Below are 13,854 nucleotides of genomic sequence, written 5' to 3' on the forward strand. Positions count from 1 at the left end.
GCGCTGGGGAGCAGCGCGGCGGACACGGCGGCGGGGGGAGCGGCGTCCGCGCCAGGGGGGGGTGGCACGGACGCCGCGTTCGTGGGGGCCGCCCGCTCGGTACGGCCCCGGCCCGCCGCGCGGCGCGCGGTGTCGGGGACCGGCCGCGGCGTGGGGCCCGCCGGTGTGACGGGGCGCAGCAGCGGTCCCTCGGGCTCGACCGGCCGGGCGGGACTCATCCCGGTCTCGGCCGGTGCGGGGGCCTGCTCGGTCCGTACGACCGTCCGCTCCCGCTCGGTGCGGACGACCTCGCGGGCCGCCGGGCGTGCCAGGTCCGGCCGGGCGGCGGCGGCCGGGGCGGCGACGGGCCACAGCGGCTCGGTGCCGTCCGGGTCGGGCGCACCGTTGCGTACCGCCTCGACCCGTTCGAACGGTCCGGCCAGCCGGGGCCGTACGCGCACCACGCCGGGGCGCCGCGCGGCGGGTGCCGCGTGCCGGGCGAGCAGCCGGTCGAGGAAGTCGGGCTCCGGGCGATCGTCCCCAGTGGACTCAGACATCCGCACACAGCTCCAGGTAGTAGCGGCGCCGCAGCGGGCTGAGCGCCAGGATCTCCGGCTCGCTCCAGCCGTAGGCGGTGGCGAGCAGATGGACGTCGAGCAGGAGGTCCCGGGCCCAGGCGTCCAGTTCGGTCCACAGGTAGGAGGCGATGTCCAGCTCGGCCCGGGTGGCCTCCCCGCACTCGGGGCAGGCGACGTTGAGCGTGACGTCGCCGCCCGGGTCCGCGGCCCGGGCCGCCTCGGCGATCCGGCGCTGTACGGCGACGGGCAAGGTGTCCGCGGACACGGGCTGCCCGTCGCGTACGGCGGTGACCACGCACCGGGACAGCAGGGCCCGGCGTGGGTCGGTGTCCCGGGCCGCCGCCGTCAGGTCGGCGACGGCGGGCACCCGGAACTCGACCTCCCAGCCGTCCTCGGCGACCCGCACCAGCGGATCGCCCCGGTCGGCCAGGGTGCGGGCGAACTCCCCGGCGTCCAGCTCGAACTCCATGTCCGCGCCGCACGCCGCGCACTCCAGGCGCACCTGCATGCGCTCGCCGAACAGGGCCCGGCGCAGGGCGAACAGGTCCGCCTCGCGCTGCCCCACCGGCAGTGACAGCAGTGCCTCCCGGTCGCCGCCCAGGTCCGGCCGGGCGGCCCCGTGCAGCAGCAGGGCCCGCCCGGCCGGGGCCCGGTCAAGACCGGTCTCCCAGGTGGCCAGGAACTCGGCCGCCTGTGTGATGGCCATGCCTCCCCCAGTGCCTGTGTCTCAGCAGCTTCAGTACGTGCCCGAAGGGGCGCGGGGAACTGCGCGACAAGCCACGACGCACCCGCGGACGAACAACAACCCCACCGGCGGCGCTCCCCAGCGGAGCGCTACGCCGGGTTCAGGAAGGAGGGCTCCTCCGGCTCGGGCACCTCGTAGTCCCGCTCCCAGCCCTCGCACTCGAGCTTCAGCGACTGGATGGCCACCGCGTTGGCGTTGGCGTCCAGTTCGCCGAGGACCTGGTACTCACTCGGCCAGGTCCGGTACAGCTTGTGCGAGACGGCGACCTGGCCGGCCTCATTGAGGACCTGGATCACGATGTCCTTGCGGAAGTCCGCGAGGGACACCTCGGAGCCGAGGCCCGCGCCGACCTGCCAGACCTTGTTGGCCCAGCGGTCGAACTCGGGGTCGTGCGTGACGCCGCGCTCCAGGGTGATGCCCTCGAACTCGGAGCGGCCCGGCGACTTGCGCGGGGAGGACGGGTCACCGCCGTGGCGGTGCTTGACGACCTCCGTCGTCCGCTTCAGCGGACTGATCTTGCTGATACCCGCGACCGTCCGACCGTCCCACAGGACCAGGAACTTGAAGTTCTTGTACGGGTCGAAACGATGGGCGTTGACCGTGAACTCTGCCATCGAAAATGTCCTCAAGGGTTCCTAGGAGCGTTCCTCAGAGCGCGAACTGCCCGGACGTCTGCTGGATCTTGACGACCACGAACTCGGCCGGGCGGACCGGCGCGATGCCGACCAGGACGTTGACGATGCCGTTCTCGATGTCCTCGGTGGTCGTGGTGTCGCTGTCGCACTTGACGAAGTAGGCGTCGCGGGGCGTGCCGCCCTTGAAGGCGCCCTGGCGGAAGAGGGTGTGCAGGTACGAGGAGGCGGCGAGCCGGATCTGCTGCCACAGGTTCTCGTCGTTGGGCTCGAACACCACCCACTGCAGGCCCCGCTGGAGGCTCTCCTCGACGTGCAGGGCGAGCCGCCGCACCGGCACGTACTTCCACTCGCTGTCGAGGGCGTCGGAGCCCTCCAGCGTGCGCGCTCCCCAGACCACCGGGCCGGTCACCGGGAAGGTGCGCAGGCAGTTGACGCCGAGCGGGTTGAGCAGGCCGGTCTCGCGGTCGGTGAGGTTGACCGTGAGGGAGTGCACGCCGGCGAGCCGGGCCTCGGTGCCGGCCGGGGCCTTCCACACGCCGCGTTCGGAGTCCGTACGGGCGATGACTCCGGCGACGGCGCCGGACGGCGGGAAGGAGCGCAGCCGGCCGGTGAGGGGGTCGGTGAGCTGGAGGTGCGGGAAGTACAGGCCGGCGTGGTTGCCGCGTACGGCCTCGAAGGCGGCGAGCCCGGCCCGGGCGGTGTCGACGGTGACCCAGGTGCCCGGCGCGTCGACCAGCAGGAAGATGCGCCGTTCCTGGCACAGCCGCTGGGCGGCCGAGACGACGGTGACGGCGTCCTCGGTCTTCTCGTAGGCGGCGAGTTCGGGCAGCACGAGGAGGTTGACGTCGGCGACGCCGCGCAGCGCCTGGATGCCGGACTTGTCGGCCTCGGAGCCGATGAGGTCGCGCGGTCCGGGCGCCTCGCCGTCCTCGCCGCCCTCCAGCGGGAAGACGGGCGGGTTGACCGAGGCCTCCAGGCCCAGGTCGTTGGCGCACTCGCCGAGGAAGCGGACGACGTCCTCGGGGTCGGTGGAGCCCGCGACGACCTGGACGCGCCGGCCGAAGGCGGTGACCTCGGCGCCCGCGAAGGCGTGCTTGCCGGGCGCGTCGGGCAGGGCGCGCAGCTTGCGCTCCAGCAGCAGCGCCAGCTCGGTGACGGAGTGCGGGGCCTCGCCGTCGCAGTCGGGGTCGTAGAGCGTGAACTCCCGCTCGACGTCACCGATCTTGACGGTGAGGTCCACGGCGAGGTCGGGCAGTTCGTGTCCGAAGGGCTTGGAGACGGTGCCGGACGGGTCGGGCCGGCCCTCGCCGACGACCTCGACGCGGATCAGCCGGGAGGCGGCGTTGACGACGGTCTGCACGTAACGGCCGTGGGACGGGTCGGTGGACAGGCCGGTGTAGCTCTCGCGGGCCTCGCCCTTGGCGTCGTGGACGCGCAGGTTGAAGGTCTCGTCGGGGCGGGGCGTGTCGTAGTCGACGGCGACGCGCAGACCGTTGCCCCACACGCCGGGTTCCTTGGCGTGCACCGCGAGGACGTCGCACTCGCTGTGGCCCTCGGTGGACTCCAGCGTGACGCAGGCGGCCTTGCCGCTGCCGGCCTTGGCGACGCGGACGATCACGGCGACGGTGCCGCCGTTGCCGAAGAACTGGTGAACGGCGTAGCCGACGGCGCTCTGGGCGCTCAGTCCCCCGAAGCGGCGCTCGAACTCGGTGAAGCTGGTGACGCGGACCGGCTCGTTCAGCGGGCCGCGGCGGGTGTGGCCCACGAAGGCGGTCACCGAAGTGGTCAGGGTCGAGATGGTGCGGGTGCTGCTGGGAAGCTCTTCGACGTAGACGCCGGGATACGTCGGCTTGGCGGCGCTCACTGCACTCATCGGCATTCCCCCTCCTAATCCCTGTCTCGGGCACCGGATGAAGGCACCAAGAGAGGTGAGGGAGAGACGTGCCGGCCATGCGCGAGGACTCGGTCCCCGCCCGTCGGCGGTGGACACGCGCGCACCTCATCAGTTCCCCCGTCAGTACCCGTGCGGTTCGGTCGCACGGGTCAAGCAGCGCGCTTGTGACTCCTGATGCTCAAGTGCTCAACCCACCTTGATGCGTTCGGAGTTGACCGAACAAGGCGCGTTCTGGCCAGCACAGTGGGAGGTTCTGTGAAGGCAAAATTCCGCGATCCGCACATCACGCCCGCGCGCCCTCGTGGACTGGTCCACACCTCCCGCACAGTGGCGGTGATCGCCGGGCGGAGAGCATGCCTAGGAGACCCCGCATTTCCGGCACCGGCGTCTCGTCCGCCCGGCGCGCTCCCCGGCTCCTCCTCCAGTCGTCCATCTCTCGATGGCCGGTTTCAGCGGGGCGGCATGGACGCGCACGGAGTTGATCGATGCCTTACGGGATCCACCTGCGGGTGCCCCCTTTCGACCGGGACATGCCCGACCGAAACGCCAGACCGCGCCACCCCTTCCAGCGCGTAGAAATATCTACGAGCATGGCCCGTGCCGGACCGGCACGCGGAGCCCGAGGCTCCGCGGGTCACCGGCCCGTGTCCAGCGGGCGCCCGTCGGGGGCGTCGGCCGACTGTGCCTGGGGTGGCCATGCAGAGCGTGATGTGGAAGCAAGCCGTCGAGTGGCTCGCCGCGGCCGCCAGGGACCCCCAGGAGTGCAAGCGGGAGTGGGACTACGGCACGGGGACCGTGCTCGTGGAGGCGGGGCGGTACTGGGACGTGCTCAGCGTCCCCGACCGGCTCGGCCTGCTCGCCCTGGACTATCTGTGGCGCGACCCCTTGAAGGTGCCCGGCCCCACCCTGGTGGACAGCGCGGCACGCAGGGTGGGCTTCTTCCTGCCGCCCGACCCCGTCAGCGAGTGGGTCGGTTCCGGAGTCCGGCACGTCGGCCGGGGCTCCTGGGTCGCCGTGCCGCCGCCGTACCGGCCCGCCGGTCGCCTGGAATGGCTCGTCCCGCCGGACGGCACGGGCAGCCTGCACGCGCCCGGCAGGCTGGAATCGGCCCTGCGGGAGGCCACCGAGACCCTCGCCGTACTGGCACCGGTCAGCGCGGAGCACGCGGTGGCCGACTGCTGGTGAGGCGCGCGCCGTCGAGGGCGGCCGTCCCCGGGTGCCGGCCGACGGCCCATGTGGTGACGGCGGCCCACGTCTCGCTCGCGGACGGCGCCGCGAAGGAGACCCACTGGCCGTCACGATGCTCCGGGACGGCGTGGCCCCTGGCCTGCCATTCGGCGACGAGCGCCGCGTAGATGGGCGGATGCCCCCTGTATCCGCTGGTGAGTTCGGCGAACGACCGGGGAGCGGCGTCGTTCCCGGCAGGACGCCGCGCCGTCTCAGTACTGTCCATGCCCGGGCAACGCGACGCGGCGCACCGGTGGTACGCGGGCCGGGCCCCGTCCGTCGGGTCGAGTGAACCCGTCACCCGTACGGCGGCATGCGAGCATCGGACAAACATCCAGTCAGGCGGTCGCCCGTTCAGGGCGGGGTCGTTCCCGGGCCCTGCGCTCTCTGTCGGTTCCACGCATTCCGCCACTCTCCTCGACCCCGCCCCTCCGCATCCGGTAACACTGACCTCAGACCGCGGACCGGGCCGGCACCGTGCCTGGAACCGGGTCCTCCCGGTACGACGTACGACGGCAGGGAGAGGCCATGTCACAGCGCCCTGACCTCCGGCAGCAAAGAGCCGTGCTGGAGCACGAGTGGTCCCGCTGGGTGCCGCGGCTGAGCGTCGCGGGCGCACGGCCGGGCGGCAGCGCGGCGCTGCGCCACGAGGTGACCGAGTCCTGGGCGCGTTCCCTGAGCAGCGTGGACCCCGGGCGGGACAGCGCCCCGGTCACCGACGGCGGCCCCGTCCACCAGCGCTGGACGTCCTCACCGCTGTACCGGCCCGTCTCGGGCCTGGCCGGGGAACTGCGCAGCATCGCCGAGGACGCCGGGTTCGTCACGGCGGTCACCGACGAGTCCGGCACCATCCTGTGGACCTGCGGCGGCCCGGCCATGCGCCGCCGGGCCGAGCGCGTCAACTTCGCGCCGGGCGGCCGGTGGGACGAGCAGGCCATGGGCACCAACGCCCTGTCCCTCGCCCTGCGCACCGGCCGTCCCAGCTCCGTCTTCTCGGCCGAGCACCTGGTGTCGGCCCTGCACGGCTGGGTCTGCTACTGCGCCCCGGTCCACGACCCGGACGGGCGCGTCCTCGGCGTACTGGACCTGTCGACCACCTGGGACCGCTCGCACCCCCTGGCCATGTCCACCGTACGCACGCTGGTGTCCACCATCGAGGCCCGCCTCACCACGGAACAGCCGCGTCCAGGACAGCTGCGGCTCACCTGCCTCGGCACGGAGCAAGCCGTGCCGGCCGCGCGGGAGGGACGCCCGCTCCCCCTGCGCCCGCGCCAGGTGGAGATCCTCACCCTGCTCGCGCTCGAACCCGACGGCTTCTCCCCCGAGCGGCTGCGCGCCGCCCTGTACGGCGACCGGCCGGTCACCGCGTCCACCTTCAAGGCGGAGATCTCCCACCTGCGCCGCGCCCTCGGCGGCGGTGTCTCGCCCCGCCGCTACGCCCTGACGACCCCGGTCTCCTGCGACGCCGCCGACGTCCTGCGCGCCTTGGAGCAGGGCGACACCGATACCGCCCTGCGCCTCTACGGCGGCCCGCTGCTCCCCCGCTCCGAAGCCCCCGGCATCGAGGAGTGGCGCACCCGCCTCGAAGTGGCCGTACGCGAGGCCGTCCTGGCGAGCACCCGCCCGGAACACGCCCTGCGCTACGGCGGACGGGCCCCGTACGACGCGGAGATCCACGAACACGCGCTGCGTCTGCTCGGCCGGGACGACACCCGCCGCGCGATCGCGCGGGGCCGCCTGACCGCGGCCCGGCGCGACTGACGGCACGGCGCGGCGTACGGCACGTCACGGCGCCAACCTTGCGCCAACCTCCCGCGAGCACAGTGAGGTCGTCACGACGGCGTGAACCGTCACCCGCCCGTCATCTCACCGAGGAGAGCCGCCATGGTGTACGCGCAGCCCGGAACGGACGGCAGCATCGTCACCTTCGCCCGCCGCTACGACAACTTCATCGGCGGCGACTGGGTCGCCCCCGTGGAGGGTCGCTACTTCGAGAACCCGACCCCCGTGACCGGCAAGGTCTTCTGCGAGGTGGCCCGCTCCTCCGCGGCCGACGTCGACCTGGCCCTGGACGCCGCGCACCGGGCGGCCGACCAGTGGGGCCGCACCTCCACCGCCGAACGGGCGCGCGTGCTCAACAGGATCGCGGACCGCATCGAGGAGAACCTGGAGAAGATCGCGGTCGCCGAGGCCTGGGAGAACGGCAAGCCGGTCCGCGAGACGCTGGCCGCCGACATCCCGCTGGCCGTGGACCACTTCCGGTACTTCGCCGGCGTCGTCCGCGCGCAGGAGGGCAGCATCGCGGAGATCGACGCCGACACCGTCGCGTACCACTTCCACGAGCCGCTGGGCGTGGTCGGCCAGATCATCCCGTGGAACTTCCCGATCCTCATGGCCACGTGGAAACTGGCCCCCGCGCTGGCCGCCGGCAACTGCGTCGTCATCAAACCGGCAGAGCAGACCCCGGTCAGCCTCCTCTACGTCATGGAGCTGATCGCCGACCTGCTCCCGCCGGGCGTGGTCAACGTGGTCAACGGCTTCGGTGTGGAGGCGGGCAAGCCCCTGGCCTCCAGCCCGCGTGTGGCCAAGGTGGCGTTCACCGGCGAGACGACGACCGGCCGCCTCATCATGCAGTACGCGAGCGAGAACATCATCCCCGTCACGCTCGAACTGGGCGGCAAGAGCCCGAACATCTTCCTGCCCGACGTGATGGCCGCCGACGACGACTTCCTGGACAAGGCGGTCGAGGGCTTCGTGATGTTCGCCCTGAACCAGGGCGAGGTCTGCACCTGCCCGTCCCGGGCCCTGATCCCCTCGTCGATCTACGACGACTTCATGGCCCGCTGCGTCGAGCGCACCCGGGCCATTCGGGGCGGCGACCCGCTGGACCCGGACACCATGATCGGCGCGCAGGCGAGCAACGACCAGTACGAGAAGATCCTCTCCTACCTCGACATCGGCAGGAAGGAAGGCGCCGAACTGGTCACGGGCGGCACCCCCCGTGCGGTCCCGGGCCTTGAAGGCGGCTACTACATCGAGCCGACGATCTTCCGCGGCACCAACGACATGCGGATCTTCCAGGAGGAGATCTTCGGCCCGGTGGTCTCGGTGACGACGTACGACTCCGTCGACGAGGCCCTGAAGATCGCCAACGACACGCTGTACGGCCTCGGCGCGGGCGTCTGGACCCGCGACGGCAACACCGCCTACCGCCTGGGGCGCGAGATCAAGGCGGGCCGGGTGTGGACCAACTGCTACCACGCGTACCCGGCGCACGCGGCGTTCGGCGGCTACAAGAAGTCGGGCATCGGGCGCGAGACGCACAAGATGATGCTCGACCACTACCAGCAGACCAAGAACCTTCTTTGTTCTTACAGCCCTCAGAAGCTCGGCTTCTTCTAGAGCTTGAGTGGGGTTGCCTGGAGGCACTGGTGAACTCGGCGTCGGCGAAGTGCCCGCCGTTGTCGCTGAGGACCGCGACATGGATGGTGTTCGCCGGATCATGCCCTCACGCACCACTGTGCAGATGGGCGGCCCAGAGGGACGGGGTGTTCTCGGCGTTCGCGCGGCGTCGCAGGAGCGCCTTGTGGAGGGCGAGCGCGGCGTTGCGCGCATCGGGTTCCAGCGCAGTGTAGACGTCCGTCGCGATACGGACCGCCGCCCCGTCCCCGATCTCCCAGAGCGTGCCGATGGCGTGCCGGTAGCCGGCCAGCTGAAAGGCCGATACGAGTTGGATGGCCTCGTCCGCCAGGGCCGTTCCGGTGCGCGCGGTGGAACAGGCGGAGAGGAACGCCAGTTCCGCGTGCCCGAGCCGAAGGCGCGCCACATCCGTCACCGTGAAGGGGCGCTCGGCATGGTCGTACAAGAGGAGTCGGCTCCTGGAGGGGTTCTGTGCATCACTGACGCCATGGCAGCTGAAGTGTGCCCAGGGAAAGCGCGGCAACGCGCTCAGCACCGCGACATGGAGATTCTCCGCTCCTTCGCGAATCTCCGCTCGCGTCCCGAACCTCTCCGTCAGCAGACGGGCTTCGCGCCGGGCGCCGGGGATGTTCGCCTCGGCGGGGGTGCGGGGCATGACCACGGCGAACACACGGCCCGCCCAGCTCGGTTGTCCCTGTTCGGCAGGTCGGCGTGCGTGCAGGAGTGCCCTGATGGTCGGCGTGTACGAGGAGACCGTCCTGTCCATCACCGTCAGGGGCACGGCGTCGGACCGCGTGCGGTGGTACCCGGCGGCGTGCAGGGGCAGCAGTGAGAGCAGTCCGGTCGGGCACCACCAGAGCCTGCTGACCGGGCCGGTCGCCGAACCCTCCGGGATGGCGGCTGCAACGATGTCGGCGGCCTCGAGCACAGGGCCCGCCACCGTGTCCCACAGCCAGCCCAGCATGTCGAGGAGCCGTTGTTCCCGGTCCTCGTCATCGGACGTGAGGAGTGCTGTGACCCACTGCCTCACCGATTCGGGTGTCAGCCGTGGCAGGGAAACATGCCTGATGCCTTCCGGCTTGACGACGAGCGCGTCGGATCGGATGTGATGCACATTCACCATGGCGATCGGTCCGTGGACAGCGGCGGCCGTGATCTCTTCCAGAGACAGAGGTTTGAGGAAGTTCCTGAATCCGGGGACTTCCCGGATCCGTTCCAGAATCTGATCCCATGCCCCCGCGAGATGGTGACGGTGGTCGGCGAGATCGGTACCCGTGCCGGACCAATGCTCCCGGCCTCCCGTGTCCAGTGCGCGGCACAGTGTCGCGAACTCGGCAGCCAGCGCCTCGTCCCGTTCCCGCAGCGCGGTGAGATCGGTACGTGCGTCCAGCGCCCTGGACAGCAGAACGCCACGGCCCTGCTCCAGCATCACGGCGGCCGCACCGACGTCACCGGCCTGCAGGGCCACTGCGGCGGCGGTGGACGCGAGTCCGGACTGGGCGGCGAGCTGCTCCTCCTGGTCCTTGCGCAACAACTCGATCCCTGCCAGCCGCGGAAGGAGTTCCACGGCCGTGGCGGCGGCGTCGAGGGCGTCCGGCCAGTCGCGGTGTGCGATCGAGGTGTCCCGCCAGTGCCGGGCGGCCCTGAGCCGCACGGACGTCGTCGCCGCGGTGATGTTCGCGGCCTGACGGAAGGCCGGGCGCCCGTCGCGTCCGGTCCGTTCCCGTACCTCGCCCAGGCCCACCAGGGCGGCGGCCCGTGCCGGATCCGCGGGCCCGAGCAGTTCCAGCGCACGCTCATAGGTGTGTGCCGCAGTGTCGGGCTCGCGCACGCGAAGACCGTGGGCGAGGCTGTTCAGTGCCGCGGCCTGTTCCCTCGGGATGCCCTGGGTCTGATCGCAGGCGAGTCGCGCGAGCCGGAGTGCCTCGTCGAGATCGTCGCCGTCGTGGCGGTGTTCGTGCCGGCGCCGAAGGGCGATGCCCAGTTGGTGCGCGAGCAGAGCCGTCTGGTTGCCTGCCGACCCGAGCTCCCGTGCGGTCCTTCCGAGGGCGATGGCCCTGTCCAGATCGCGTGGATCCCCCGCCAGATCGTGGCGTATGCGCAAGGCCATCAGCAGCCCGTAGAGGTACCGCGTGTGGCGCCGCTCGCCCGGGTGCGACAGCCGCACGGCCTTCTCGCCCACGTCGATCGCCTCGTCGAGGGTCCCCGGGTCGCCGGTCCGCTCGAAGCGGGCTTGCAGCGCGAGGGAAAGCCGTTCGAGCATCTCGGCGCGTTCGGGCTGCGCCGGCTCGGCGGCAGCGAGGGCTCTGCGGGAGTGCACTGTCGACTCGTCTAGATGTTCCGCTGTGCCGGTCCGTTCGTACTGGGCCAGGTGGAGCGCCGCCAGGGACGACCGGTACGCAGCGTACGAGGCCCCGTCGGAGCCGTCCGTGGCCAGCAGGTGTTCCAGCTGTTCCTTGGCCTCGCGGGCGTCGCGCTCGTCGGCAATGGCCTCGTACCTGAGTCGGAGGCACTCGGCGAGCAGGCTCCGGTGGCTTCGGCCGACAGGGTCCCCTTCAGGCGATGGCGCGTGGACGCGACAGATCGCGATGGCCTCGCTGAGGTCACCCATGGACCTGAACTCGTCGAAGCGCTGCTCCAGGGCCGACGCCAGAGCAAGGGAGGCCTTGCGTCGGAGAAGGCCGTCCTCGGGTGCGGAACTGACCGCGTTCCTCGCTTCCGCCACGGCTTGGTCCACGGCTTCCCTGCCCCCGCCGGCCCTGAACATCCAGGCACAGGCGAGCGAGACACGGATGAGGATTTCGGCCCGGCCCGGGTGGGTCTCGCCGAGGCCGTCCAGGCACTGTTGCGCCAGGCGCAGTGCCTGCCGGGCCATGCCGGCGTCTCCTCGTGCAGCCGCGCCGTGCAGGAGGTGGTCGATCGCCTGGACGCGCACCTCGAGCGGCGGTTGCGTGCTGGGGAGGCGCCTGCGGGACGCGAGAAGGTGGTCCCGTACGAGTGCGGGCAGCCCGCCGTCGGACAGCACGGCCTCTCCGGCAGCCTCGAAGCAGCTCAAGGCGGAGTCCAGGTCCGCGTTGCCCGCCGGGTCCGCAGGCGCTGCGCGGTAGCGGGCCCAGTGATACCAGCCCAGCAGTTGGGCGACGTCCGGCGGAAGCGGATGCGCCGCCGCCAGGGTTCTCGCCGCCTCCCGGACCTCGTCGTCCGGTCGGGCGACGCCGGCGGCTTGGGATCGAAATTGTTGGACGAACGAGGCCAACACGGCGAGATGCCGGGGATCAGGAGTCGTCGTCATCGAGAGGTATGGCCGTGTCGTCGATGATCATCCCTCGTCCTGGGCCCGCCTTGACGAGTGACGCGGCGAGGTCGAGACCGAACTGGTCGGCGAGGTCGAGCAGCTTCATCACCTGCTCCACGCTCGCCCCGAGCCGGTCGTCCCCTTGCTTTCGGGCGTGGGCGTACATCCCGCTGAGCACCGGGTTGCGGGCGGGATTCCGCACGGCCGGATGTGTGCGTACGTATTCGGCCTGGTCGTCCACCGTGGGAAGACGCACCAAGGTCGTCAGCATGACCTGCAGATCGTGGAAGTCCATGGGCTCCCTCTCTTGTCCCATCCACTCGTGTCCCCTCCGCTCCCGCCTCACCCGTCGCGCGCCGTGGGGATGGTCGTCCCCGGCGACGTCGCCCGGATACCGCATCATCATGGCCATGCTCAGGGCGTCGTGGAGGGCGGGGAGCAGCGATGTGTGCGCTCGTGAGCCGGTCCGGTTTGGGCGCCCTCGCCGTGATGAGCGGTCAGTAGCTGTCCGTCGTAGACCCCCGGCCCCCCGCGTCCACGACCTGCTGAGCAGCTTGCGCACACCCGCTTCTTTCCAGGGCGAAGGCCAGTGCCGCGCCCGACGACGCCATCTCGGGGCCGGGCTCGAGGCCGGAACGCCGGGCGCTCTCGGCGCCTCGCTCGGCACAGGCCGCCGCCTCGCCCACGTCGCCGAGCAGCAGGAGCAGCCGGGACTGGTTCCACAGTTCTTCGGCATGTCGCAACCGGTCCTGTGGGGTGTGGCGTTCGGCGAGGCCGTCGCAGATGGTCCGGGTGTCCGCCAGGTCCCCGGCGGCGTCGACGATGATCCGTGCGAGGTGGCGCAGCAGGTCTTTCGACTGGTAAGGGCTGAACGTCTCCATGAGTGAGTCGACGATCTTGGGCATCGATCCCCAGTGGTCGGTGTCGAAGTCCGCCACGAGCTCTCCGCCCGACTGTGTGTAAGTGAGAGTCAGCCGGCCTTTGACCGCGGACCCACCGAAGGCCGAGGCCGTTCGTTCCCGCTGTGTGAAGATGCCCTGCACCTGGGCGGACCCGCTCTTGCCCGACTTGGTCACGGTGCCTGTCACCAGGGGTGCCAGGACCACCAGGTCGCAGACGTAGTGATGGCGCCGATGGAGCGGCCCCACCCCGTGGTCAAGGGTGAATTCGTCTCGTACCGGAGCGAGCGATCGCCGCCGGCCGGTGTTCGGGCTCAGCCCGTCAGCCGCCAGATGGCCCATGCCATCGCCAGTGCCAGTGTGACGGCCAGGATGAGGAGCTGCGGCGTGCGGTACCTGCTGGCGTCCCGGCGGCCCACCGGGATTGGTGCTTTTCCCCCGCTCACCGCCGTCGCGGCGGCGGAGCCTTGCGAGAGGCTCACCACTCGTCCCATGTCGCTGTCGTCCAGCAGGACGGCCACTTCCAGGGACAGCGCCCGGGCCATCCGCCATGCGCCCTCGGTGGTTCCGAGGGCATGGGTGGTGAAGGCGATGCCGGGCCGGGAGTCCTGGAGCAGGCGCTGTGCCCGGATACGGAACGCCTCTCGCGCTCCTGGGTCCTGGATTCCGCCCGCCCAGGAACCGCGCCGGTCTTTGCCTCCGGCTGTGTCGTCCGGTGCCGCGGAGGCCCCTGCACGCACCGCGGCGAGCAGACGGCGCTCGACCTCCTGCGGGGAGCCGTCGTAGGACGGACTGTCCGCGCTCCCGGTACCCGCGAGCCAGGCGTCGACATAGTCCGCGTCGAAGCCTTCGTCGAGGGCTCGGCCCAGTCGCTCCCGTGCCTCGTCCTCGAGACCGCACCGGACCAGCCAGGTGGCGAGTCCCGGATCGTCGTGCACCTCGTCCACGACGACGGTGTAGCGGATCCGGGTTCCGATCACATCCCGCCGCTGCGACGGGATCCCGCTCAACAGCAGCCCTGTCGTCCGCCGGTCCCGGCGGCTCACGACGAGCTCCTCGGCATCCAGGAAGAGCCAGCTGCCGATGGTCTCCCACCACCGGTCGGGCGGCGACTGGCCGAGGAAGCCGTAGTCCATCCTCCGCAGCGTGCCCCGCGTCATCACGTAGGCGTGCATCCCCGGC

12 protein-coding genes are annotated in these 13,854 nt (G+C 71.3%); 3 read left to right on the forward strand and 9 right to left on the reverse strand.

What is annotated here, in order from left to right; genetic code table 11:
- The 4 genes from ABZ192_RS07670 to ABZ192_RS07685 form a co-directional block, all read right to left on the reverse strand.
- Positions 1-536: hypothetical protein (locus ABZ192_RS07670; RefSeq protein WP_356923611.1), on the reverse strand; the 536-nt coding region annotated here is incomplete at its 3' end.
- Entirely contained in the window at positions 529-1,263 is a 735-nt protein-coding gene (locus tag ABZ192_RS07675; RefSeq protein WP_356923612.1) for a hypothetical protein, read from the reverse strand. The genes ABZ192_RS07670 and ABZ192_RS07675, both read right to left, overlap by 8 nt.
- A gap of 128 nt (positions 1,264-1,391) precedes the next feature.
- Positions 1,392-1,916 carry a phage tail protein gene (locus tag ABZ192_RS07680; RefSeq protein WP_004003113.1) on the reverse strand — a complete coding sequence of 175 codons (525 nt, stop codon included), beginning with the start codon at positions 1,914-1,916 and terminating at the stop codon, positions 1,392-1,394.
- A gap of 34 nt (positions 1,917-1,950) precedes the next feature.
- Positions 1,951-3,816: a phage tail sheath subtilisin-like domain-containing protein gene (locus ABZ192_RS07685; RefSeq protein ID WP_356923613.1), complete on the reverse strand. Its 1,866-nt coding sequence runs from the start codon at positions 3,814-3,816 to the stop codon at positions 1,951-1,953.
- Between the two features lie 711 nt (positions 3,817-4,527).
- Here ABZ192_RS07685 and ABZ192_RS07690 point away from each other — a divergent pair.
- A complete protein-coding gene (locus ABZ192_RS07690; protein WP_307179799.1) occupies positions 4,528-5,016 on the forward strand; it encodes a hypothetical protein in 489 nt (162 codons plus the stop codon).
- Here ABZ192_RS07690 and ABZ192_RS07695 read toward each other — a convergent pair.
- Positions 4,982-5,284 (reverse strand): hypothetical protein, encoded by a 303-nt coding sequence (locus ABZ192_RS07695; protein ID WP_356923614.1) that lies wholly within the window; start codon positions 5,282-5,284, stop codon positions 4,982-4,984. The genes ABZ192_RS07690 and ABZ192_RS07695 overlap by 35 nt on opposite strands.
- 302 nt (positions 5,285-5,586) lie before the next feature.
- Between ABZ192_RS07695 and ABZ192_RS07700 the strand changes: the two genes are divergently transcribed.
- The gene (locus ABZ192_RS07700; RefSeq protein WP_356923615.1) at positions 5,587-6,819 is read left to right on the forward strand and encodes a GAF domain-containing protein; all 1,233 of its coding nucleotides are present in this window, start codon (positions 5,587-5,589) and stop codon (positions 6,817-6,819) included.
- A gap of 123 nt (positions 6,820-6,942) precedes the next feature.
- Positions 6,943-8,460, forward strand: a complete 1,518-nt coding sequence (gene adh, locus ABZ192_RS07705) for an aldehyde dehydrogenase (RefSeq protein WP_356923616.1) — start codon at positions 6,943-6,945, stop codon at positions 8,458-8,460.
- 106 nt (positions 8,461-8,566) lie between these two features.
- Here the strand turns inward: adh and ABZ192_RS07710 are convergent, their stop codons facing one another.
- From ABZ192_RS07710 to ABZ192_RS07725, 4 genes are all read right to left on the reverse strand, one after another.
- On the reverse strand, positions 8,567-11,770 hold the full coding sequence (locus ABZ192_RS07710) for a CHAT domain-containing protein (protein ID WP_356923617.1): 3,204 nt from the start codon (positions 11,768-11,770) through the stop codon (positions 8,567-8,569).
- Entirely contained in the window at positions 11,754-12,068 is a 315-nt protein-coding gene (locus tag ABZ192_RS07715) for a hypothetical protein (protein WP_356923618.1), read from the reverse strand. Before ABZ192_RS07715 ends, ABZ192_RS07710 begins: the two co-directional genes overlap by 17 nt.
- Before the next feature lie 202 nt (positions 12,069-12,270).
- Positions 12,271-12,921: a hypothetical protein gene (locus ABZ192_RS07720; protein ID WP_356923619.1), complete on the reverse strand. Its 651-nt coding sequence runs from the start codon at positions 12,919-12,921 to the stop codon at positions 12,271-12,273.
- Positions 12,922-12,986: 65 nt separating this feature from the next.
- Positions 12,987-13,847 (reverse strand): hypothetical protein, encoded by an 861-nt coding sequence (locus ABZ192_RS07725; RefSeq protein WP_356923620.1) that lies wholly within the window; start codon positions 13,845-13,847, stop codon positions 12,987-12,989.
- Positions 13,848-13,854 lie beyond the last annotated feature (7 nt).

Origin of the sequence: Streptomyces sp. NPDC006235, from assembly GCF_040613735.1 — a bacterium.
Classification (GTDB): Bacteria; Actinomycetota; Actinomycetes; order Streptomycetales; family Streptomycetaceae; genus Streptomyces.

Bases quoted from the DNA above. Each gene is read 5' to 3' on its own strand.
- ABZ192_RS07675 (WP_356923612.1), bottom strand. From the start codon at position 1,263: ATGGCCATCACACAGGCGGCCGAGTTCCTGGCCACCTGGGAGACCGGT.
- ABZ192_RS07680 (WP_004003113.1), bottom strand. From the start codon at position 1,916: ATGGCAGAGTTCACGGTCAACGCCCATCGTTTCGACCCGTACAAGAAC.
- ABZ192_RS07685 (WP_356923613.1), bottom strand. From the start codon at position 3,816: ATGCCGATGAGTGCAGTGAGCGCCGCCAAGCCGACGTATCCCGGCGTC.
- ABZ192_RS07690 (WP_307179799.1), top strand. From the start codon at position 4,528: ATGCAGAGCGTGATGTGGAAGCAAGCCGTCGAGTGGCTCGCCGCGGCC.
- ABZ192_RS07695 (WP_356923614.1), bottom strand. From the start codon at position 5,284: ATGGACAGTACTGAGACGGCGCGGCGTCCTGCCGGGAACGACGCCGCT.
- ABZ192_RS07700 (WP_356923615.1), top strand. From the start codon at position 5,587: ATGTCACAGCGCCCTGACCTCCGGCAGCAAAGAGCCGTGCTGGAGCAC.
- adh (WP_356923616.1), top strand. From the start codon at position 6,943: ATGGTGTACGCGCAGCCCGGAACGGACGGCAGCATCGTCACCTTCGCC.
- ABZ192_RS07710 (WP_356923617.1), bottom strand. From the start codon at position 11,770: ATGACGACGACTCCTGATCCCCGGCATCTCGCCGTGTTGGCCTCGTTC.
- ABZ192_RS07715 (WP_356923618.1), bottom strand. From the start codon at position 12,068: ATGGACTTCCACGATCTGCAGGTCATGCTGACGACCTTGGTGCGTCTT.
- ABZ192_RS07725 (WP_356923620.1), bottom strand. From the start codon at position 13,847: ATGCACGCCTACGTGATGACGCGGGGCACGCTGCGGAGGATGGACTAC.